General features: G+C 47.8%; 20 protein-coding genes, 1 pseudogene and 1 riboswitch. Of the genes and pseudogenes, 13 read left to right on the top strand and 8 right to left on the bottom strand.

The annotated features are described in order from the left end of the window. Positions 1–38: 38 nt before the first annotated feature. Together GVY43_RS06330 and GVY43_RS06325 are read right to left on the bottom strand one after the other, a co-directional pair. The gene (locus tag GVY43_RS06330; RefSeq protein WP_159562588.1) at positions 39–1,469 is read right to left on the bottom strand and encodes a S8 family serine peptidase; all 1,431 of its coding nucleotides are present in this window, start codon (positions 1,467–1,469) and stop codon (positions 39–41) included. A 240-nt stretch (positions 1,470–1,709) separates the two neighbouring features. Then, positions 1,710–2,765, bottom strand: a complete 1,056-nt coding sequence (locus GVY43_RS06325; protein ID WP_074036387.1) for an NAD(P)/FAD-dependent oxidoreductase — start codon at positions 2,763–2,765, stop codon at positions 1,710–1,712. Positions 2,766–2,863: 98 nt separating this feature from the next. On the opposite strand from GVY43_RS06325, the gene GVY43_RS06320 reads away from it, so the two are divergent. Next, positions 2,864–3,100 carry a YuzB family protein gene (locus GVY43_RS06320; protein ID WP_012726828.1) on the top strand — a complete coding sequence of 79 codons (237 nt, stop codon included), beginning with the start codon at positions 2,864–2,866 and terminating at the stop codon, positions 3,098–3,100. Positions 3,101–3,304: 204 nt separating this feature from the next. Beyond that, a complete protein-coding gene (locus GVY43_RS06315) occupies positions 3,305–4,516 on the top strand; it encodes a NupC/NupG family nucleoside CNT transporter (RefSeq protein WP_074036391.1) in 1,212 nt (403 codons plus the stop codon). Positions 4,517–4,557: 41 nt separating this feature from the next. Here the strand turns inward: GVY43_RS06315 and GVY43_RS06310 are convergent, their stop codons facing one another. Together GVY43_RS06310 and GVY43_RS06305 are read right to left on the bottom strand one after the other, a co-directional pair. Then, positions 4,558–5,130: a nucleotidyltransferase family protein gene (locus GVY43_RS06310; RefSeq protein ID WP_159562587.1), complete on the bottom strand. Its 573-nt coding sequence runs from the start codon at positions 5,128–5,130 to the stop codon at positions 4,558–4,560. A 69-nt stretch (positions 5,131–5,199) separates the two neighbouring features. Beyond that, complete coding sequence (locus tag GVY43_RS06305; protein ID WP_012726825.1) at positions 5,200–5,787, bottom strand: ECF transporter S component; 588 nt, start codon at positions 5,785–5,787, stop codon at positions 5,200–5,202. Between the two features lie 163 nt (positions 5,788–5,950). Continuing rightward, positions 5,951–6,093, bottom strand: a riboswitch (FMN riboswitch). Positions 6,094–6,190: 97 nt separating this feature from the next. On the opposite strand from GVY43_RS06305, the gene GVY43_RS06300 reads away from it, so the two are divergent. Beyond that, the gene (locus tag GVY43_RS06300) at positions 6,191–6,547 is read left to right on the top strand and encodes an iron-sulfur cluster assembly accessory protein (protein ID WP_074036395.1); all 357 of its coding nucleotides are present in this window, start codon (positions 6,191–6,193) and stop codon (positions 6,545–6,547) included. A 33-nt stretch (positions 6,548–6,580) separates the two neighbouring features. Here the strand turns inward: GVY43_RS06300 and GVY43_RS06295 are convergent, their stop codons facing one another. Then, on the bottom strand, positions 6,581–6,820 hold the full coding sequence (locus GVY43_RS06295) for a hypothetical protein (RefSeq protein WP_047795133.1): 240 nt from the start codon (positions 6,818–6,820) through the stop codon (positions 6,581–6,583). A 127-nt stretch (positions 6,821–6,947) separates the two neighbouring features. Between GVY43_RS06295 and GVY43_RS06290 the strand changes: the two genes are divergently transcribed. Then, entirely contained in the window at positions 6,948–7,802 is an 855-nt protein-coding gene (locus GVY43_RS06290) for an NAD-dependent epimerase/dehydratase family protein (protein WP_012726822.1), read from the top strand. A gap of 40 nt (positions 7,803–7,842) precedes the next feature. On the opposite strand, the gene GVY43_RS06285 is transcribed toward GVY43_RS06290, so the two are convergent. Beyond that, the gene (locus GVY43_RS06285; RefSeq protein ID WP_012726821.1) at positions 7,843–8,820 is read right to left on the bottom strand and encodes an NAD(P)/FAD-dependent oxidoreductase; all 978 of its coding nucleotides are present in this window, start codon (positions 8,818–8,820) and stop codon (positions 7,843–7,845) included. 263 nt (positions 8,821–9,083) lie between these two features. Here GVY43_RS06285 and GVY43_RS06280 point away from each other — a divergent pair, with 263 nt between their 5' ends. The 6 genes and pseudogenes from GVY43_RS06280 (at position 9,084) to GVY43_RS06255 (ending at position 16,545) form a co-directional block, all read left to right on the top strand. Beyond that, positions 9,084–10,295: an NAD(P)/FAD-dependent oxidoreductase gene (locus tag GVY43_RS06280; protein WP_074033515.1), complete on the top strand. Its 1,212-nt coding sequence runs from the start codon at positions 9,084–9,086 to the stop codon at positions 10,293–10,295. Between the two features lie 126 nt (positions 10,296–10,421). Beyond that, a complete protein-coding gene (locus tag GVY43_RS06275; RefSeq protein WP_047795135.1) occupies positions 10,422–10,739 on the top strand; it encodes a YuiB family protein in 318 nt (105 codons plus the stop codon). Between the two features lie 104 nt (positions 10,740–10,843). Beyond that, positions 10,844–11,689: a glucose PTS transporter transcription antiterminator GlcT gene (glcT, locus tag GVY43_RS06270; RefSeq protein WP_159562586.1), complete on the top strand. Its 846-nt coding sequence runs from the start codon at positions 10,844–10,846 to the stop codon at positions 11,687–11,689. Positions 11,690–11,910: 221 nt separating this feature from the next. Beyond that, positions 11,911–13,410 (top strand): annotated as a pseudogene (gene ptsG / locus GVY43_RS06265) (glucose-specific PTS transporter subunit IIBC); the annotation flags it as partial. Between the two features lie 137 nt (positions 13,411–13,547). Next, the gene (gene ptsG / locus GVY43_RS06260; protein WP_159562585.1) at positions 13,548–15,587 is read left to right on the top strand and encodes a glucose-specific PTS transporter subunit IIBC; all 2,040 of its coding nucleotides are present in this window, start codon (positions 13,548–13,550) and stop codon (positions 15,585–15,587) included. A 124-nt stretch (positions 15,588–15,711) separates the two neighbouring features. Next, entirely contained in the window at positions 15,712–16,545 is an 834-nt protein-coding gene (locus GVY43_RS06255; RefSeq protein ID WP_159562584.1) for an aldo/keto reductase, read from the top strand. 50 nt (positions 16,546–16,595) lie between these two features. Here GVY43_RS06255 and ptsP read toward each other — a convergent pair whose 3' ends face one another. Continuing rightward, positions 16,596–18,314, bottom strand: a complete 1,719-nt coding sequence (ptsP, locus tag GVY43_RS06250) for a phosphoenolpyruvate--protein phosphotransferase (RefSeq protein ID WP_074036404.1) — start codon at positions 18,312–18,314, stop codon at positions 16,596–16,598. A gap of 325 nt (positions 18,315–18,639) precedes the next feature. Here ptsP and GVY43_RS06245 point away from each other — a divergent pair, with 325 nt between their 5' ends. Then, entirely contained in the window at positions 18,640–20,082 is a 1,443-nt protein-coding gene (locus GVY43_RS06245) for a leucyl aminopeptidase (RefSeq protein WP_159562583.1), read from the top strand. A 132-nt stretch (positions 20,083–20,214) separates the two neighbouring features. After that, complete coding sequence (locus tag GVY43_RS06240) at positions 20,215–20,874, top strand: DUF429 domain-containing protein (protein ID WP_074036406.1); 660 nt, start codon at positions 20,215–20,217, stop codon at positions 20,872–20,874. Between the two features lie 10 nt (positions 20,875–20,884). Here GVY43_RS06240 and ytvI read toward each other — a convergent pair whose 3' ends face one another. After that, complete coding sequence (gene ytvI / locus GVY43_RS06235) at positions 20,885–22,018, bottom strand: sporulation integral membrane protein YtvI (RefSeq protein ID WP_074036407.1); 1,134 nt, start codon at positions 22,016–22,018, stop codon at positions 20,885–20,887. A 79-nt stretch (positions 22,019–22,097) separates the two neighbouring features. Here ytvI and GVY43_RS06230 point away from each other — a divergent pair, with 79 nt between their 5' ends. Further along, a complete protein-coding gene (locus tag GVY43_RS06230) occupies positions 22,098–22,877 on the top strand; it encodes a nucleotide pyrophosphohydrolase (RefSeq protein WP_159562582.1) in 780 nt (259 codons plus the stop codon). The last annotated feature ends 125 nt before the right edge of the window (positions 22,878–23,002 follow it).

Raw genomic sequence — 23,002 nt, 5'->3', positions numbered from 1 at the left:
CGATCGACAAGGTCGAGCGATGCGCTCGACTTTTTCGTTTAGAGAAGCTGGAACGATGACGTCGCTGAACCAGCCGTGTAGCCGGTAAGCGTCGCATCAGACTTCACTTGATACGTTCCGCGTTGTGACCAAGAATTCGTCGAGAGTGTGAATGTGATGGCTCCTGATGAATTCGTCTTGCCTGTACCGACAAGCGTTGTACCGTTCGGTTGTGTGACCGTCACACGAACATCGGCGTTTGCGACCGCTTGGCCATTTGAATTTCGTACTGCCGAAGAAATCGAGACGACTTCACCAGCGTAGTAAGAAGACTTCGATGTCGAGACTGTCGTCGTGAGTGCTTGGACAGGTTGCGTCGTACCACCAGAAGTCGGGGATTGGACAAGTCCGTTCCCGAACCATGTGTCGCGACCTGTTGTACCAAGGTCGATGGAGTCTTGCGACAATTTTGTACGGAGTTGTGTGCTCGATAGCGTAGGGAACGCCTGTTTCATGAGTGCGAGGTTACCCGCCACATACGGTGTCGCCATTGATGTTCCGCTCATTTGACCGTAGCCCCCGTTTGAGAGGGTCGAGTTGATGCCGACACCAGGTGCTGCCACTTCGACAGTGCTACCTGTCGCCGAGAACGAGGCGCGGTTGTTGTTGATATCTGTTGCAGCAACAGCAATTGCCGAACTGTAACGAGCCGGATAGTTGACGAGGTCACCCGATCCATCGGTACGACCATTGTTACCCGCTGCCGCGACGACAAGGATGCCTGCATTATTGGCACGATCGACAACTTGTTGGAGCGTCGTCGATGGACTTGTCGTCCCGAGGCTCAAGTTGATGATATCCATATCATTAGTGATCGACCAGTCAATCCCGGCAACGATACTCGATAAGCTACCACTTCCGTTCGCCTCAAGAGCTTTGACGGCGTAAATGCTTGCCTCGTGTGCAATCCCGACTGTTCCGATGCTATTGTTACGTGCACCGATAATCCCGGCTACGTGTGTACCGTGACCGTTGTCATCAGCATACGAACTCGTGACCGTGCTAAATGAGGCACCACCAGCGATTGTTAAATCGGGGTGGGGCGAAATCCCTGTGTCGACGACGGATACTTTGACACCTTTCCCTGTGAATCCACTCTGCCAAGATGAAGGAGCCTTTAGTTTAGGAATCCCCCAGTCTTGTGTTTGATTCTCAATCTGTACGATTTGATCCACTTCCACGTGTGCGACGTTCGGGTTATTCTTCAGTCCATTCAAAGCAGCTTTCGGAACTTCGAGTGCTGCTGCAGGAATATTCGAATACTGTTGTTTAACTTCCATGCCTTCAATCGACAGCGGAATTTTCTTTGCCGATTCCTTGAAAACGACGATGACACGTTCTTTCTCTTTATTTGGGGCGGCATCCGCGCCCCCAGGTACGGTTGACAAGACGAGTAATGTGGCGAGGACGGAGCTACAGATTTTTTTCAACTTGTTTCCTCCTTTAAGGTATGTAGGCAAGATGACGGGCTGTCCAACTGCCGTGACCATAGAGTAACAAGTTTTACCAACGTGTAGAATACGCCAATGGCATTAAATATCTGAATATTTAGATAAGGATACAGGGGATTCAGATACAAGACTTTTGACTCAATCGTTAGAAAAATGAATAGAAATAACAGATGAACAAATTAAAAAAGCGAACCAGCCAGAGGCTCGTTCGCAATGTATTCATTTAATGACTTTATGTTTCCAAAGGATACCGGACTTTAATAGTCGGGCTACTTTCCCGGTGAGTGATTGTTTCCCCATAAACACCCCAAAGCCAGCCTTCTTCCCGAGGGAACCGAGCGTCCCTTTCAGTTTGATGTCGGGTAATTCTGGATAATTGATACCTTTCCATTTGCAAAGCAAGACTTGAACGATCTGTTCGGCTTGGGCTTCGGCAAGTTGTCCGGACGGTGCGTACGGTAAGCTCGCATTGTCACCAACGACAAACACGTCCGGCAGTCCAGGAACAAAGTGATGTTCCGTCAATTTGACACGTCCGCCTCCATCGAGTTCCCAACCTTGATTCCGTACAACGGCGACCGGTTGAATCCCGGCCGTCCATACGGTCAGATCAGATGGGAATAAGTCTTCATGGTTCCATAATCCGTCAGCATCGACACGTGTGATGTTCGCATTATTGATGACTTCGACGCCGTGCTCCTCGAACCAAGATTGTACGTACATCGAGACACGATTAGATAAGAAAGACAGAACGGATGGTCCGCGGTCGAATAAACGGACCGTCAAATCAGGCCGGCTCTCACGAAGTTCGCTGGCGAGTTCGACACCAGATAGACCGGCACCGACGACAGAAACGACCGAACCTGGTCGCAGACCGTTGATCGCTTGTTGTGTCTTACGTGACTCTTCCAGTGTTTGAATACTGTACGTGAATTCGGCTGCCCCTTGAACGTTGTGGTATTTGTCTTCGCATCCTAATCCGATGACGAGGTCGTCGTAGGGCACTTTTTCTCCACTCGCGAGCAGAACCATTTTGTCTTCGGTGTCGATGTCCGTGACCTGTCCGTATATGTAATCGATTTCATCCGGAAAGTCGATGCGAATATCGCGGTCCGAGACCGTTCCTGCGGCCAGTGCGTAATACTCAGTTTTCAATCCATGATAAGGCAAGCGATCGACGAGCGTGACCGAGATGTCTTGTAACTGATGTCCAAGTACTCTCTCAATCACACGCATTCCCCCGTAACCGCCTCCTAAGACGACTAATTTGCGCATAATAATCCCCCTTTGTTACTCTTCAACTGTATCATGTTATAATCTGCCGTAGAAGAACCATTTTCCGATAATTCACGTAAAGAAAGACGGTGACATATATGATGAATCCGATCATCGAATTTTGTGCTTCGAATTTGGCGATGGGCTCACAAATTGCCCGGGCTAAATTAGAGTCCGACCCTGATCTTGATGTGGTCGAATATGGCTGTACAGGCTATTGTGGTGTCTGTTCCCTTGATCTCTTTTGCCTCGTAGACGGGGAAGTGGTGACGGGTGAAACACCAGAAGAGCTCGTGACGAAGGTGTATGAAAAAATCGAAGAGATGGCATGGTAAAAAGTTTGAGGAAATGACCTCAAACTTTTTTATTTCACCCGTTGCATTTTAAAAAGAGGGATGTTATATTCTAAGAGGTTCGAATGTAGGTTGTCTGACGTTTAACAACGATAAAAAGAAAGCGTTTCAAACGGTAGGACACATCTCTTTTCGGGTATGACACATATAATTGGTTTTGTTTAATATGAAAGGAGCACAACATCAATGAAAATCATGAGTGTGGTTGGTATTTTGGCACTAATTGCAATCGCTTACATCTTCTCTACCAACCGTAAAGCCATCAAATGGCGCACGGTCTTGGCAGCGTTCGCTGTTCAATTCGCATTTGCATTCCTCGTCTTATATACGGCATGGGGACGTAAGGCGCTTGAATGGATCTCAAATGGGGTTCAAGCTGTCTTGAACACAGCGGGTGACGGGATTGCCTTCGTATTCGGAACAGCAGTCGGTGGCGACAACTTCGTTTTCGCATTCCAAGTCCTTCCGATTATCATCTTCATGTCATCATTAATCGCATTGCTTTACTACCTTGGCGTCATGCAGTGGGTCATCCGTATCCTCGGTACTGCCCTTGCGAAAGCACTTGGTACGTCACGTAAAGAGTCACTTTCAGCAACAGCGAACATTTTCGTCGGTCAAACGGAAGCACCGCTTGTCATCAAGCCGTACCTTCCTACAATGACACAGTCTGAGCTCTTCGCAGTCATGGTCGGTGGACTCGCATCGGTTGCCGGATCTGTACTTGCAGGTTATGCAGCACTCGGTGTACCACTCGAATACTTGCTCGCAGCGAGCTTCATGGCAGCGCCAGCAGGTCTCTTATTCGCGAAAATCATCGTACCAGAAACAGAAGAGTACGATGACGACATCGAGATTGTAGAAGATGAAGAAGACAGAGCGGCGAACTTCGTCGATGCAGCGGCACGTGGTGCTTCTGACGGTCTCTTCCTTGCCTTGAACGTCGGTGCGATGCTTCTTGCATTCGTTTCATTGATTGCGCTCGTCAACTTGATCCTCGGTTCAGTTGGTGGACTCTTCGGATTTGATAGCTTGTCACTCGAATTGATTCTCGGTTACGTCTTCGCGCCACTTGCATTCGTGATTGGTGTACCATGGGCGGATGCTGTACAATTCGGTAGCTTCCTCGGTCAAAAACTAGTCTTGAACGAATTCGTTGCTTTCTCTGAGTTTGCTCCAATCATCGGTTCTGGTGATTTGTCAGCTCGTACAGAAGCGATGATCGCATTCGCACTTTGTGGTTTCGCAAACATCTCGTCACTCGCGATCCTTCTTGGTGGTCTTGGTGGTATGGCGCCAAACCGTCGTGGTGACATCGCACGCATGGGTGTTCTCGCGATTCTTGCAGGTACGCTTGCAAACTTGATGTCAGCTACATTGGCTGGACTTCTTCTTTAATCGGTATAAGAAAACGCGATCACTTCGGTGGTCGCGTTTTTTTAGTATGAGAAGGATGTATGTATGGTGATGTTTGGCCACTTGGCGGACCAGTTCTTTTGCTGCAACCGCTCCAGATAGATGGGGTGCTTTGAAGAGTTCGAATCAAAGGGTGGTGTCGGTATAACGTGCATGTTGATCAAGTCGTGAATGCCGTGTGGGGCAGCGAGGGTGAGGGAACCATCCGATTGAAGACGTACCCCGATCGCGGTGACGGTCTCAGGAAAATGTGCCAACGCATCGACCGATGAAGCATAGGGTGGAAGGTTGTTGACGTGATGCATTCTCGCTTGATTTTTGACAGACCAAGGTACATCGGGGATGAGGCGGAATAATCGCTGTTCGAGTTGTTTTTCGACTGCTTCCTCTGGTTGGTTTGGGTCGAAATAAATCACATCTACATCATCTGTTTTAGTCGATGTTTCGTATCCGTGAAGGTGGTCCCAGACTTTTGAACGAATATATCCCGCACAAATCCACCAATCCGGTAAATCGAGGCTGGCGACGGCGTGGAGAAGCTTTATGAGCTCGGCGTCTTGTTTTAGAAAATGAACCAAATCCTGTTCGTCTGTCATAATGACTGCCCCTCCTTACAATATGGTTGAAAAAAGCACCTAGGCAACGCCTAGATGCTCGTATATTGATTATGCTTGAAGTTGTACGCGTTGACGTTCGATCCACGGCTTCAATTTCAAGAAGAGTGGGACGAAGAGCGCGCTGATCAAGATCGCTTTAATCAAGTTGAACGGTAAGATCCCGTAAAGGACAAGATCCGTTTTCACCGCCGGGTCGGCCATGTCTGCCATTCCGAAGAAGAAGGCGTAGGCTGGCAAGATGACGAGATAGTTTAAGATGGCGAGGCTAAGAGCCATTGTGATTGTACCGGCAAGTAATCCAGAAGCGAGTGCTTTGTTTGACTTGCGCTTATGGTAGAACCAGGCAACTGGGTACATGAATGCGACACCTGCGAAGAAGTTTGCGACTTCCCCGACTGGAACGCCGCCACCGTTAAAGACGTAGTACAAGACGTTTTTCAAACCGACGACCACGACTCCTGCGAGTGGGGAAAAGACGATTCCGGCAATGAGTGCAGGAATGTCACTAAAGTCCACTTTAAGGAATGGCGGTAAAAATGGGAGCGGAAAGTTGAATAGCATGAGAACGAACGAAATCGTCCCGAGCATCGCCAAAGTCACCATTGTTGTCAGTCGTTTGTTGCGCGTAGTTTTCATCAGAATCTCTCCTTTAGGTCGCTCCTCGATGAATGGCATCCGTCGCATATAAAAACCCGATTGCAATGAAGACAATCGGGAGAGTTTACGCGCATACGAAATAGATGTTTTCCGAGGTGGAAAAGTCCACGTCAAAGAAAACATCCGGATATCGGTCGGATGCCGCCATCTTCTCCCATCCAGACTATACTGTCGGCTTTCGAATCTCACGAAATCAGCAAGCAACGCCTTGCTCGCTCACGGGCTGAGAAGAATATATTCTTCAATACCGCCGGTCGGGAATTTCACCCTGCCCCGAAGATGGAACGATTTAATTTTTTTTGTTACAGTTTAGTTATACAAGATAATCCACAAGATGACAAGTCAATTGACTTGAATTGAAGATATATGAGGAGGAGTTCAGATGATTCATTTAACAGAGTCAGCCGCACTTCAAGTGCTAGAGATGATGAAACAGACGGAACGCCCAGATGCTCAATACTTGCGAGTGAAGGTACAAGGTGGCGGATGTACAGGACTTTCATACGGGATGGGCTTCGACGAGGAGAAAACGGACAAAGACATTCAATTCGACCATCATGGTGTCCGCGTCATCGTTGCGGAAGTGGATCATGGGGTCGTTGATGGCCTCGAGATTGATTATAAGCAGTCGATGCTCGGTGGCGGTTTCACAATTAAAAACCCAAATGCGATTGCAACATGCGGTTGCGGTTCGAGTTTCCGGACAGCGACGAATGCAGGTACGCCAGGAGAATGCTAAAGAATAAGAACCGATCGCGAGTGCGATCGGTTCTTATTCTTCTTCTGTCAAAATCAACCGAATGACTTTTGCAGTTACGTCGAGTTCGATGTGATGTTGCCAAGGCCGAAAGCCTGTGATTGTACACGTGTCATTCGTGATGCGGAATGAGCAGACACTCTCTTCCTCTTGATCGAGGACAGAGTAACGACTGAAATCAGATAAGCTCTGATAGATCGCATACTGTGGTGGTAGTTCATACGTCCATCCTTTTTCTAACATGATTTGGTGCATATTCGAGCCCCCTAACAAGTCTTTACTTATTAGAATAGCAAGAATACGTGTAAAAGTGGTAGATTAGTCTGTTTCTTTGAAGGGAAAATGAGTAGGGACGTCATTACAAATGGGAGGATTCAGGGTCATGAGAAAAGTATTGATATTCGGAGGGTCACGCTATTTCGGAAAACGGCTCGCATTGCGACTTGCTGAAGCAGGGGATGATGTGACGATTGTGACGAGAGGGCAACTACAGGTGCCGGAAGCTGAAGGGATTCGGTCTGTCAAAGGAGACCGGCAATCGGTCGCGACGATGAAAGACTTGGCCCGCGAACGGTACGACCTCGTCTATGACAACATTTGTTTTACTCCGTATCAGGCAAAAATCGCCTCGGATGCGTTCATGGACAAAGTCGGGAAATATGTGCTCACGTCGACGATGTCGGTCTACGCGCCTGGTCCTGATTTAAAAGAGAGCGACTTCAATCCGCTCCATTACGAATATCATCTTGAATCCGAACATGACTACGGACAAGGGAAACGCGAGGCGGAATCATTCTTCTTCCATCGCGCCTCTTTCCCGGTGGCGACCGTACGATTACCGATCGTGTTAGGTCCGGATGACTATACAGACCGATTGAAGTTTTATGTAGATGCAATCCGGAACGAGGAACCGGTTGTCTTGCATCACCCGGAAGCAAAGATGGGCTTCATCTCGAGTGCGGAAGCGGCCGCCTTCTTAGAATGGGTCGGTCGTGCCAATGTGACAGGACCGTTCAATGCGGCGAGTGATGGACTCATCTCGATGGGGGCCTTGATGGAGCGAATCGGTCAACACGTCGGAAAACCCGTCCATATTATAAAAGATGGAGACTCGTCGCCGTATGATTCGGATGTCGACTATTATATGTCGATTGCTGAGGCGAAGAAGGCGGGATTTGTGTTTACGCAACTCGATGACTGGATTGACCGGGTCATCGTTCAAACGATGAAAAGATAAAAAACGCTTCTGTGGATGTGGTCCACAGAAGCGTTTTTGGTTATTTCCCAGCAAATACAGATGTCGAGTGTTGCGGATGACGAGCAGTCGGATCCACGAGCTGTTTCACTTGGTTGATGGCGATTGGGGCTTCACCGAAACCGGTCGCAATCAATTTTACTTTCCCTTCGTATGTCGCGATATCACCGCAAGCGAAGATGCCGGCAACGGTCGTTTCCATACGTGAATCGACACGGATTGTGTTTTTCTCGAATTCCATTCCCCAGTTCTTGATTGGACCGAGCGATGAAACGAATCCGTAGTTACAAATCAAATCATCGATTTCAACGATTTTTGATTCGCCATCCTTATCTGTCAATTCGACAGATTCGATGTGTGTCTCACCAGACAGTGACTCGATGTTGTAAGGCGTAAGGACGTTAATCGTCGATGCCTTCATCTGTTCTACCGTATGTTCATGAGCACGGAAGCGGTCACGACGGTGAACGATGTGTACTTCTTTTGCGATTCCTTCAAGCATGAGTGCCCAGTCGACGGCTGAATCGCCACCGCCGGCAATCATGACACGGCGATCACGGAATTTCTCCATGTTGTCAACAAAGTAATGAAGGTTGGCATAATCTTCGCAGCCATCAAGACCGAGTGGGCGGGCTGAGAAGGCACCGTTTCCGGCTGTGATGATGATGGCTTTCGTATGATACTCTTCTTTGTTCGTCGTCAATACGAAAGTGCCGTCCTCGAGGCGTTCGACCGTTTCCACCGTTTCGCCGAGGCGGTAGTCTTGTTCGAATTGATCGGCCTGAGCTTTTAGTTGATCAATCAAGTCCTGTGCTTTCACTTTCGGGAAACCGGCAATATCATAAATATATTTTTCAGGATAGAGCGTTGATAACTGACCACCGAGTTGCGGTAAGCTTTCAATCAACGTCGTATCGAGTTGGCGCATGCCTGCATAAAATGCGGTGAACAGTCCGACTGGGCCGCCACCGATGATGATTACATCTTTCGTCGTCTTCATCGAATTCCTCCTCAAAGCGTATACATCTATTATAGAGAGTTTATTGAATTAAATCCATTCAGTACAAACATGCAACACTTTCAAAAAAAATTCAAGAAGATAAGCTTTTCCATTGAGAATTCAAATTAAAGAGCGTACAATGAAACAGAAGCAATTGTGAACAGATGTTGAACAAGAATAGGCTTTATTGTGAACGTCTATGTGAAGAAACACACAACATAGTTGTTCAAAAAAACAAAATTTTAAACAAGGTGGAAATGAACATGAAACGACCTAACATTGTTATTCTTGGTGCGGGCTTCGGTGGACTCATCACAGCCGTCAACCTTCAAAAGACACTCGCTGCAGGTGATGCGAACATTACGCTTATCAACAAGCATGATTATCACTACCAAACGACATGGCTTCACGAACCAGCTGCTGGAACGATGAACCCAGACCAAGCACGCATCTACATTAACGATATTGTGAACCCGTCACGTGTGAAACTTGTCAAAGGGATCGTCGATCGCGTCGATACTGCTGCGAAACAAGTTACACTCGAAGATGGTTCAGTTGTCGAATACGACTATGTCGTCATCGGTCTTGGCGGTGTACCTGAAACGTTCGGTATCCCAGGCTTGAAAGAAAATGCGATGACAATCAGCTCGTTGAACAGTGTTCGTAAAATCAAAGAGCACATCGAATATTCATTCGCTCAATATAAAACAAATGGTTCTTCTGACAATTCGTTCGTGACGATCGTTGTCGGTGGTGCTGGATTCACAGGAATCGAATTCCTCGGTGAAATCGTCAACCGGATTCCAGAGCTTTGCAAACAATATGACGTTCCACGCGAAGCGGTTCGCATCGTCAACATTGAAGCAGCACCAACAGTTCTTCCTGGTTTCGACCCAGAACTCACAACGTACGCACAGAAATGGTTGGAACGTAACGGTGTCGAGATGAAACTTGGTAACGGAATCAAAGGTGTCGAGCCAGGTGTGGTGACATTCGGTCCACTTCAAGGTGACACGACAGAAACGATTCGTGCCAACACGATCATCTGGACAGGTGGCGTAAGTGGTAGCCCGATCATCGAAAAATCAGGATTTGAAGCGGTCCGTAACCGTGTCATGGTGGAAGCGGACAACCGTGCACCAGGTCACGATAACGTCTTCATCATCGGTGACTGCTCAGCGGTCATGGATCCTGCATCGAACCGTCCATACCCACCGACGGCACAAATCGCGACACAACAAGCACACAACGTTGCGAAAAACATTGCGGCGCTCATCAATGGAAAATCGACATCGAAGTTCACTTACGAGAGCAAGGGAACGGTCGCTTCACTCGGACATAACGATGGAATCGGAATCGTGATGGGCAAGAAGATCTTCGGTCGCAACGCTTCGTTCATGAAAAAAGTCATCGACAACAAACACTTCATCGAATTGAAAAAGTACGGACTCGTCCTTAAAAAAGGGAAGTTCTAATTTCATGATTGCACGGCTCGTTCTATCTCAGAACGGGCTGTTTTTCTTTCGAAATTGTCATAGGAAGTTCTTTGACCTCGTTGGTCGAAATTTTGTATAATGAAGAGCGGACAAGGGGGGCAATACATGCATATTATCCAAGCAGTCATTGGAGCCGTTTTATATATGACGATTTTTTTCAGTATCGGCTTCATCTTGAATATGTTACTTAAAAAGACATGGACACTTGTGTTCATTTATCCGATTTTTGTCATCATGATGATTGATAATGTCAAACTTTCGAGTTACGTGACCGAGACATCGACCGCGCTTACGAGTGTCTATGAAGGACTCGTCGGGTTGCAACTTCTCGATTTATTCATGCTCGGCTTTGGATTGCTAGGTGCAATTCTAGCTGGTGTGACGATTCGTTTCTTACGAAAGAGCGGTTATTCAATGTTTTAATTGGCGACAGAAATGTTCGCCTTTTTTGTTTTGTCCCTACTTTTTTAGGGCATGAACCGATATACTAGATAGCGAAACGATTTTTAGTAAGGGATGCGATGCGAATGACATTACCGATGTATACGATCAAAAAAGTGTTGAATAATAGCGTTGTCATTTGTCAACATGATACGGATCCGGAAGTCATTCTACTCGGGAAGGGGATTGGCTTTGGCAAAAAACCAGGCGACCTCGTCGACCCGGCCAGCGTCCCGGAGAAAGTGTATCAACTGACAGATAAAGAAGAGCAATCACAATATCAGGAACTCGTCAAACATGTCGACGAGGACTTCATTGCGTTCATGCAAGAGATTGTTGGCTTCATTGAGATGAGTACAGGCAAGAAAGTCGATGAGCACATCCATATCGGTTTGACCGATCACTTATTCTTCACGATGAAGCGAATCGAACAAGGGATGGAAGTGACGAATCCGTTTTTACTCGAGACGGAATCACTCTACCCAAACGAGTTTGCGCTCGCGGAACGGATTGTCGATATGTTCCATGAACGATTGAACGTTTTGCTCCCGGATGCGGAAACAGGGTTTATCGCCCTTCATATTCACTCGGCGACGACGTTCAAAAACGTCCTCGAGGTCAACCGTCATAATCAAATCATCGGGCAAATTGTTCAGACGATTGAGAGTCGTTTGAACGTGAAAATGGACCGGACATCACTCGATTATAAGCGCTTACTTCGGCACTTAAGGTACGCCGTTGAGCGGGTCGCGACAGGTGAGACGGTTGAGGCACCACAAAAAATTGAAAAGGTGTTGCGCGACGAATATCCGCTATGCTATAGTACTGCTTGGGAGCTGATGGGCATCATGGAACGCGAATTAAAGCGTCCCGTCCCACGAGGTGAAGCGACATATTTGACGATGCATCTCCAGCGCCTAACAAGTAGATAAATGATACCACGTGTCTTACGTGTTACTGATTCGATCAGGCATGAGTAAGGAGTGGAACGTTATGTGATGTCTCCATTGGGAGAGGTCTACGTTCTATCCTTATTCATGCCTTTTCTGTTTTTATAAACGTGATTTATGAAAACGTTTAGATACGTCGGTTGTCTGACATCTACGCCGCTATCATATTGTTTATACGTACTTAAAAAAAGGAGGAAATGTTGATGTTTAAGCAGATCTTTGGTGTTCTTCAAAAAGTCGGTAAAGCACTTATGCTTCCTGTTGCGATCTTGCCGGCAGCCGGTCTTCTTCTTGCATTCGGTAACGCAATGCAAAACCCACAACTTACATCACGCGCTGGTTGGTTAACAAACGAAGGTGTCGTGAAATTCGCTCAATTGATGGAGCAAGCAGGTGGAATCATCTTCTCGAACTTGGCGCTCTTGTTCGCAGTCGGTGTCGCCATCGGTTTAGCAGGTGACGGGGTAGCCGGACTTGCAGCAATCGTTGGATTCTTGATCATGAACAAAGTCATGGGTGTTTGGCTCGAACTCACACCTGAAGTATTGGCACAAGGTGATCCAGCTTACGCGAACGTACTCGGTATCCCAACACTCCAAACAGGGGTATTCGGAGGGATTATCATGGGTCTCATCGCCGCATGGGCCTATAACAAGTACTTCAATATCGAATTGCCACAGTTCCTTGGTTTCTTCGCTGGTAAACGTTTCGTTCCAATCGTAACGGCAGTTGCAGCCGTTGTTGCTGGTTTCGTCCTACTATTAGTATGGCCACCAGTTCAGCACGGATTGAACTCATTCTCAAACTTCATGTTGAATGAAAACCGTACATTCGCAGCGTTCATCTTCGGTTTAATCGAACGTTCATTGATTCCATTCGGTCTTCACCACATCTTCTACTCACCGTTCTGGTTTGAATTCGGTTCATACACAGATGCAGCGGGTAACGTTGTACGTGGTGACCAAGCGATCTTCTTCGCACAAATTCGTGATGGCGCTGAATTGACAGCAGGTACGTTCATGACTGGTAAATTCCCGTTCATGATGTTCGGTCTTCCTGCAGCAGCACTCGCAATGTATCACGAAGCACGTCCTGAGCGTAAAGCGGTTGTCGGTGGTCTCTTGGCTTCTGCTGCCCTTACATCGTTCTTGACTGGTATCACAGAACCAATCGAGTTCTCATTCTTGTTCGTAGCACCACTTCTCTTCGCAGTACACGCAGTATTCGCAGGTCTTTCATTCATGACAATGCACATCTTGAACGTGAAAATCGGGATGACGTTCTCGGGTGGTTTGATCGACTTCTTGCTCTTCGGTGTTCTTCCAGGTCGTACGGCTTGGTGGCTCGTTATTCCAGTCGGTCTCGTGTTCGCGGTTGTTTACTACTTCGGATTCCGTTTCGTTATCCGCAAATTCAACCTTAAAACACCAGGTCGTGAAGATGAAGTTGTTGAACAGTCAACAGCTACTGGTTCGGAACTTGCACAAGATATCCTCGTCGGTCTTGGTGGCTCACAAAACATCAAGCACCTCGATGCATGTATCACACGTCTTCGTGTCGAAGTAAAAGATAAGAACCAAGTCAACAAAGATGAGTTGAAACGCCTTGGTGCATCTGGTGTACTTGAAGTTGGTAACAACATTCAAGCAATCTTCGGACCACGTTCGGACGCATTGAAATCAGAAATCCAAGCGGTCATCGCTTCAGGTAACGAAAAGAAAGCTAACTAATTGATGACCTAGACCAATCCTTCGGGGTTGGTCTTTTCTTTTTATGTGAAACGGTTTCATCCAAACGTTAGAGGGAAAAAGTAAGTATTCTGACAAAGGAGGGAACCATGATGTGGAAGAAAGTGTTTGGCGTTTTACAACGGGTCGGGAAAGCACTCATGCTTCCGGTTGCAATCTTACCGGCAGCCGGTCTTCTCTTGGCGTTTGGTACCGCATTCCAAAACCCGGACCTCGTTGAATTGCTCCCGTTTCTGGCGAATGACTCACTTGTCCTGATTTGGCAAGTCATGACAGATGCCGGGGACATCGTCTTCGCAAACTTAGGGTTACTGTTTGCCGTCGGGGTCGCGATTGGCCTGGCGAACGGGGACGGGGTTGCTGGTCTAGCAGCCATTGTCGGTTATTTGATCATGAACAAAGTCATTAGCACATGGAATGGGATTACCGCGGAAATCGCTCAAGGTGATCCGCAGTATGCCACCGTTCTCGGTATTCCGACACTCCAAATGGGGGTATTCGGGGGGATTATCGCAGGTCTTGTTGCAGCCTATGCGTACAACAAGTATTTCAACATCAAGTTGCCAGATTTCTTAGGGTTCTTTGCAGGGAAGCGGTTCGTCCCGATTGCGACGGCCGCATTCAGTTTGATTATCGGGATTGCGCTCGCATATATATGGCCACCGATTGGGAATGCGATCAACACGTTCTCAAGTACGGTCATCGAGGCAAACGTTGCCTTATCAGCATTCATCTTTGGATTAGTAGAACGTTCCTTGATTCCGTTCGGTCTTCACCATATTTGGTATTCTCCATTCTGGTTCCAATTCGGGGAGTATACGAACCAAGCCGGTGATCTCGTACAAGGTGACCAGCGGATCTTCTTCGCACAACTGCGTGACGGCGTGGAATTCACAGCCGGTACGTACATGACCGGGAAATTCCCGTTCATGATGTTCGGCTTACCAGCAGCCTGTCTCGCCATGTTCCACACGGTTCCGAAAGAACGACGGAAAGACGTCGAGGGTCTCTATTTCTCGGCTGCCCTTACGTCATTCTTGACAGGGATCACAGAACCAGTCGAATTCTCATTCGTTTTCGTTGCACCACTTCTCTTTGGAATTCACGCCGTCTTTGCGGGTCTCTCCTTCATGACGATGCATTTACTGAACGTCAAGATTGGGATGACATTCTCTGGCGGTCTCATTGACTATCTTCTCTTCGGAGTCTTGCCGAACCGAACCGCCTGGTGGCTCGTCATCCCGGTTGGTCTCGTCTTTGCGGTCATCTATTACTTCGGATTCCGTTTCGCCATTACGAAGTTCGACCTGAAAATCCCTGGACGTGACGTGCAGACCGGCACGAAAGCGGATCGAGCGGGCATCGGGGACGACTTACCGTATGAGGTGCTCGTGGGTCTAGGTGGACCTGAAAACATCAAACATTTGGATGCTTGTATCACGCGACTTCGTGTCACGGTAAATGATGTGAAACAAGTCGACAAAGACCTCCTGAAAACACTTGGTGCTGCCGGTGTTCTTGAAGTAGGGGATAACATTCAAGCCATCTTCGGACCAAAATCCGATACGCTCAAATCACAAATCGCGACCATCATCGAAGGTGGCGAGTATAAACCGAAAGAAAAAGTTGAAAAAGCGGTGATTACACCGGAAGCGGCTGAACAAGCCGATCATCGATTCTTGGCACCGATGTCAGGTGTATTGTTGTCACTCGATGATGTGCCAGATCAAGTCTTCTCTGGTCGCATGATGGGAGAAGGATTTGCGATCGAACCAAGCTCGGGTCAGGTCGTTTCTCCGGTGACGGGTCAAATCACGACATTCTTCCCAACGAAACATGCAATCGGTCTCTTGGCTGACGATGGACGTGAACTACTGATTCATGTCGGTCTCGATACGGTCAACCTGAAAGGGGAAGGATTCACGGCGAAAGTCGAAGAAGGCGCCCGGGTCGAAGCGGGAGACGTCCTTCTCGAAGTCGACCTCAGCGCGATTCGTGATAAAGTGCCGTCACTGATCACACCGATCATCTGGACGAACGGAGACGGAAAACTCGTCGTCGTACCGTTCGGTGAGACGGTCGTCGCGGGTGAAGCGCTCGACTTTAGAGCCGATGACAGAGGACCAGAATAAATGATTACGAGCCGCTCCTATCATGGCGCGGCTCGATTTGTGTAGTTACTTCAATGTGCCTTATTCCGGAAAAGGAGAATCCCCCTTATAGTGAAGGAGAATTCTCACGAAAGAAGGGGTACAAATGAAACAATCCATACAATTGAATCACGGTCAGAAAGCCATTCCTACTATTGGACTTGGCGTCTTCAAAGTTGAAGATGGGGATACAGTCATGGATGCAGTCGTCGAGGCGATTCGTCAAGGATACCGTCATATCGATACGGCAGCCGTTTATGAGAATGAAGAGGGGGTCGGTGTCGGAATCCGAAAAGGGATGAAAATCGCAAATATTTCCCGGGATGATTTATTTATCACATCGAAACTATGGAACGCCGATCAAGGTTACGATGCTGCCATCTCCGCCTACGAGGCGTCACTCGTTCGTCTTGGATTGGAACAGTTAGATTTGTATTTGATTCATTGGCCGGTGGAAGACAAGATGGTCGAGAGTTGGCGTGCCCTCGAAACGTTGTATCGAGAGGGACGTGTCGGGGCAGTCGGGGTGAGTAACTTCCAAATCCATCACCTCGAGACATTGGCTGCAAACAGTGACCTCGTTCCAGCCGTGAACCAAGTTGAACGGCATCCGTTGCTTCGTCAAACCGAGTTAGCATCGTATATGAGCGAGCACGGCATCGTACCGGTCGCTTGGGCACCGCTTATGCAGGGAGGGTTGTTCGAAGAGCAGATTTTAGTAGAGGTCGCAAAGGAAGTCGATCGTTCCGTCGCCCAGGTGTTGTTACGGTGGCATCTCCAAACGGGATGGGTGATTATTCCGAAATCCATCAAACCACATCGAATCGCAGAAAACTTCGATGTTCATGACTTTGAATTGACCAAAGATCAAATGGAACGAATCGACTCACTCGACCGATATCAACGTGTCGGTCCGGACCCAGACGATTTTGATTTCTAATGCAGTATATAAAAAAGTCCTTCTCTCGAGCGAGAGAAGGACTTTTGCCATTATTTCTTAATGTCGAACTTTTCGCTAAGGAAGTTTACGACTTCTTCAGCTGTGTCCATGTTGAGGACTTCGTTGACGATTGCTTCTGTTTCCGACTTCGTCAAGCGTTTCACGAGGCTACGCGCACGAAGGACGCTTGAAGCGGACATCGAGAATTCGTCGAGACCAAGACCGAGAAGAATTGGAATCGCGAGTTCTTCTCCAGCCATTTCTCCACACATGCCGACCCATTTGCCAGCTTTGTGTGCTTCAGTGATGACGTTGTGGAGAAGGTTCAAGATGGCAGGGTTGAACGGTTGGTACAAGTAAGAAACTTTTTCGTTCATCCGGTCAGCCGCCATCGTGTATTGAATCAAGTCGTTCGTTCCGACTGAGAAGAAGTCGACTTCTTTTGCGAATTGCTTCGCCATGACAGCGGTTGATGGGATTTCAACCATCATCCCTGTCTCATATTTTCCGACTTCGATTCCTTCTTCTTTCAACTTCGCTTCTTCTTCGAGAAGAAGGGCTTTCGCCGCGCGGAACTCTTCGAGTGTCGCAATCATTGGGAACATGATTGCGAGGTTACCGTGAGCTGAGGCACGGAGAAGGGCACGAAGTTGTGTGCGGAACAAATCTGTTTCCTCAAGGCAAAGGCGGATGGCACGATAGCCGAGGAACGGATTCATTTCTTTCGGGAGGTCAAGGTATGACAACTCTTTGTCGCCACCGATGTCGAGTGTACGGATGACGACTTGCTTGCCTTCCATGCCTTCAAGAACCGTTTTGTAAGCTGTGTATTGCTCTTCTTCAGTCGGGAACGTTTCAGAGTCCATATATAGGAACTCCGTACGATAGAGCCCGATTGCATCTGAACCGTTTTTCAAAACGCCTTCGAGGTCGTTCGGTGTCCCGATGTTCGCAGCAAGCTTCACTTTGTGACCGTCCGCTGTGATTGACTCTTCGTTGACGAGTTGCTTCAACTCTTCTTTGTACGCTTCAAAATCAGCACGTTTGCCTTCGTATTCTTTGACGAGATCTTCTGAAGGGTTGACGAAGACGTCACCTTCTGTACCGTCGATGATGACGAGGTCACCGTTTTTGATTTCTTCAAGGGCTACTTTTGTTCCAACGACGGCCGGAATTTCAAGTGAGCGTGACATGATGGCAGAGTGAGACGTACGTCCACCGATGTTCGTCGCGAATCCTTTGACGTATTTACGGTTAAGTTGTGCCGTGTCTGATGGTGTCAAATCTTCGGCAATGATGATGACTTCTTCTGAAATCGAAGCTGGAGTCACGAATGTCACTCCGAGAATGTGAGCCATGACACGTTTTGTGACGTCACGAACATCAGCTGCGCGTTCGCGCATGTATTCGTTATCCATTGATTCGAAAATCATAATCATCGTTTGGGCGACTTCGTCAAGTGCCTTCGCGGCGTTCATGTTTTCGCTTTCAATTTTGTCGTTCACTTGCGATACGATTTCTGGGTCCTCAACGATTAAAAGGTGAGCTGAGAAAATCTCGGCTTTGTCTGGACCGAGCTCACGAAGTGTATGTTCGCGAATTGCTTCAAGCTCCGTTTTAGATTGTGCGATCGCATCGTGGAAGCGAGCCTTTTCTGCAGCGACATCTTCAATCTTGTGTGATGGGATATCGAATGAAGGTGTCTCCATGACGAATGCTTTTGCAACTGCAATTCCTGCAGATGCACCAATACCTTTAATGTGTGACATAAGCGTAGTCCCTCTTTTCAAAGAAATAGTGTACTTTCCTGCCTCGTTACTTCATACCCGAAAAGAAAAAAGAATTAACGAGAACGGAGAAAGTTAAAGTAGCAACGGTCTACGACTAGGGGAAGCCTCGACCAGTCAAATTGGCCTCACTTCACGATGAAGAGAAGCCCGATTGCGTACTTTCTTATCCTATCATAAAATAAAACAACGTCACAACGAGGAGATAGCCCATGAATTCGAAGATTTCTTGACTCTTACGCATACTATTTCATTATTTTGGAGAAGTTCGTTATGCTTACCATATATATAGAAGGGAAGTGGCAATATGTATCAAATTGCTCAATTAAATTGGACCGATTCTTACGAGACAATCGTCTTCGGAATTGGAGCGGCTGATTCTATCGATGAGGGGCTCGACACATTGTTTGCTGGGCGCGTCAAAGCGCTTATTCAATCAGGAGACCTCTCTACGAAGACGGGGGAAGTGACAATCCTTCCGACATTCGCCGGGGAGACGACACGTGTCTTATTTGTCGGACTCGGTCAACGAAATGACATGACGACCGAGAATGTTCGGAATTGGTTCGGGAAAGTCGCGAAGCTGATCAAAGCACGTGGACTGAAGGACGTCGCGGTAGCGCTTGATACGTTTACGGAAGGAGCGGCGCGTATGTTTACAGAAGCGTATGAAATGGCGACCTATGCCCATCCTACATATAAGTCTGCTCCAAATGAAACGGTCGAAGAACCGACGATCACGTTGCTCGGTGACGTGGACCAGACGGATATCGATGCGGGTGTGGCTTATGGGAAAGGAGTCAATGTCGCTCGAATGTTGACGATGATGCCGGCCAATATTTTGACGGCGGAGACGTTAGCGGATTACGCGGTTGAGTTGGCGAAACGTCATGATTTCAAATACCGCATTCTTGAAAAAGAAGAAATGGAAGGACTCGGGATGGGGGCATTGCTCGCAGTGAACCAAGGTTCGACGATTCCGCCAAAATTGATTGTGCTCGAGTATCGCGGGGCAGAGGAAGAAGCTCCGATTGCCGTTGTCGGAAAGGGTGTCACATTCGACACAGGTGGCTATTCAATCAAGCCAAAAGATGGAATCGTCGGAATGAAAGGGGATATGGGTGGCGCTGCTACCGTCCTCGGATTGTTCGAAACCCTCGGATTGACACGACCAAAACGGAACGTGATTGGCATCATCGGTGCGACCGACAATATGATTTCTGGGGATGCGTTCAAACCGGATGATGTGATCACAGCCATGAATGGGAAGACGATTGAAGTCTTGAACACAGACGCTGAAGGACGCCTCGTCCTAGCGGATGCGGTCACATTTGCGAAAACGTATGAACCAAAAGCTATCATCGATGTAGCTACGCTCACAGGTGGCGTTCTTGTCGCCCTCGGTACAGACGTGACAGGCTGTCTGACAAATGATGATTCGCTCTATCGTTCGCTTGAAGCGGCGAGCCGTGAGACGAACGAGCTCGTGTGGCAGATGCCATACTTTGATGTCTTCATCGACAAGGTGAGAAAATCGGAAGTTGCCGACTTGAATAACTCACCAGGTCGTTTCGGCCATATGATTTTTGGTGGCGCATTTGTCGGTGAGTTTGTCGGCGATACACCATGGTTGCATCTCGATATTGCGGGAACGAGCGAACGAGCGGCAGCGAATGACCTCGGTCCGAAGGGGCCGACTGGTGTCATGGTTCGAACCCTCGCACGGATGATTGAATCGTGGGATCGGTAAGAGCAGCTGGAGTAATCGGTTTGGCGATTCTGTGTGGCTTATGCTACACGGTGTGGCCGAACCGTATTTGGTTAGGGAGTACAGTGTTTCTCGCCGTATTTGGCGTGTTGATGATGTTACAGGAGGTACGACATGGTAGGAGTAGGAATTGATGGTGCACGTGGTGGTTGGGTACGGATCACATATGACAGCATCTCACTTTGTTTAACGATTTCGGAGACGTTGGAGGAGTTGCTGATTGATGGTGCCATGCATTTTGTGGATATGCCGAAAGATTTAGGAACGGTCGACCATCCGAGCCGCGAATGCGATGCGTGGATGCGTTGCCGACTCAGCCAACGAAAGTCGTCCGTCTTCACTCCGCCGATTCAAGAGGTGTTGCAAGAAGCGACTTATGAGGAAGCGAATGAAAGGAGTCGGGCGTTGGTTGGCAAAGGAATTAGTAAACAAGCGTGGAATCTTGTTCCCCGTATCCGTGAGTTTCAGCAGGTGAAGGCAACTGACGTTTACGAATCACATCCGGAAGTTTGTTTTTCAGTCATGATGGGGCATGAGGCGAGTCATTCGAAAAAGACGGTCGAAGGGCAGGATGAGCGAATCGAGTTACTTCGGCAATACTCGAAAAGTTCTCCATGGAAATGGAAAATGTCAAACGTCCAAATCGACGATATTATCGATGCGTGCATCTTGGCGGTAGCTGCCTATGAAGCGGGGACAAGTGGTCTCTCGCTCCAGCCGGCGACATCCGATCAACCCGTAGTGGCTGTACCTCAAATGAAAAAAGAGCGATGAAATCAACATTTCATCGCTCTTTTGCTGTCGTCGTAGGCGGACCGACGATAAATCGCCATATGTAATGAAACACTTTGGCATTGTATACGGCTTTCAACAGGACGGCGAGTACGGGCCCGACGATAAAGCCGAGTACACCGAATAGCTTTAATCCAACGAAGATGGAGATGAGTGCGACCAGTGGATTCAATCCGATATGGGAACCGACAATTTTCGGTTCAGCCAAGTTGCGTTGGACGATGACGATGATATACAACACGACCAATCCGATGGCAACGAACCAATCACCTGTCACCGCGGCATAGGCGGCCCAAGGAATAAGTAGCGTACCGACCCCTAAATAAGGCAAGAGGTCAAAGAACCCCGCAAGTAAAGCGAAAGAGAGCGGGTTGTCAACACGAAGGATGAGCATCCCGATCAAGACGATCCCGAATGTGATGGAGATGAGCGTGAACTGGGCACGGACGTATCCAAATAGGGCAGACTTGAGGTTGATCATCACTTCCTCGAATTCTTTGAATCCTTTTCGTTTGTTCAGACGATTCAGTGAGTTGACGTATGATGGCCAATCCTTTGTGATGAAGAACCAGGCGAGGACAATGACGACCACGAGCAACAAGACGAGCGGGAGCGCCGCTAACATGTTTTGTAGCACACTGGCCACTCCGCGGGACAAGACACCAATCGCTGAGGCGAGTTGGACACCGAGCTCGGTGATTCCTCCCTCGAGCGAGGTCGTCTGTCCGGGATTTAACTGCTGATAGCTCTCGTATGCATCATTGACGAGCGGTGCGATTTTCTCATTGAACAGTCGTTGGATAAACTCGGTGAGTGTCTCAATTTGTTCAGGGAGTCGTTCCGCTGCCACCGTTGCATAATGAATCAATTGGATGATGACGATGGTGATGATTCCGACGACGATGCTAAGCACGATGATCAAGGAAATGAGAGTGCCGAGTGCACGAGGCATATTTGATTTTCGCTCGAAAAAGTTGACGAGCGGGACGGTCATCAAGGACAAGAGCAAGGCAAATACGAACGGATATGTATATTCGAAAAGTATATTCAATAGCCAAGTGATTAAAAAGAAACCGATAACGACGAGAATGAATCGAAGCAATTGCCAAAGTCTTGCCGACGACATGTGGAACCCACCCTTTCCGGACAACTAGGTTGAGCATAGTATATCATGTAAGCGGTAAATAAAGCAGAAAGATAGGTGAATGAACGTGAGAGAAGTTCAACAGAAAATCGATACGATGATTCTTCATTTAGGTGGTTACTGGAGACCTTTATCCGGGCTAGCACGATTGTTAGAAGAGGTAGGAGAAGTAGGTGGCGCGTTAAGGAGAGAGGCGCGGGATGAGTTGAAAGAGGAGTTACTTGATGTACTAGTGATCTCCACGTGTCTGGCAAACCAGTATGCGATTGCATTGCAACAACCAGAGGCAGAGGGAGGAGAATCGAAAGAGAAACTGTATTTTCAAATTGTTGAAGAGGCAGGGGAAGTGGCGCGGATTTTGAACGCTTATGAAGGCGATAAGAAGTTAAAACCGAATCGTAAAGGTCAATCACTACAGCATCATATCGAGCAATTGCAGCGTGCCGCTTTGTCTCTTGGAGAGTCTTACCATCTCAATCTGTTCGATTCACTCTTTGCCCTTATCGAAGAGAAGTCGGCCCGGGACTTCGGACGATTTGATCATACGCCGGATCCGATTACGGAGACATCGGTGCGTACTTATCTATCACATCAGCCAGGTCGCTATTGGGGCGGAGTCCCAGTTAAATCGTTTGAGCGATTCGACCGATATATAGAACGAGAACAACATATCGAGCGTTTTTGTCGCATTGCAGCGATTGAAGGATTGGACGGATTTGTAATTCAACAGAAACGAGATGGATTGATTGTTACAGAGAATCCTTCGATTAAAGAAGGCTTTACTGTCGCCATCGAACGTTACGGTGCGGAGACGTTTCTGATCATCCGACCGGTCAAATAAAAACATTTACCTTTTTATCAAAAACATTCATCTTTTTTTCAAATATTTACTTTTTTTAAAAAAGCATTATGCTAATATGAAATTGTTGTTAGTAGGAAATGCCGCAATGAGAAAGGAATATTTTG

It is taken from the genome of Exiguobacterium sp. 8H, from assembly GCF_902506255.1.
Taxonomy (GTDB): Bacteria; Bacillota; Bacilli; order Exiguobacteriales; family Exiguobacteriaceae; genus Exiguobacterium; species Exiguobacterium profundum.
The sequence above is the reverse complement of the archived record's forward strand: the minus strand, read 5'-3'. Positions and strand labels throughout refer to the sequence as shown.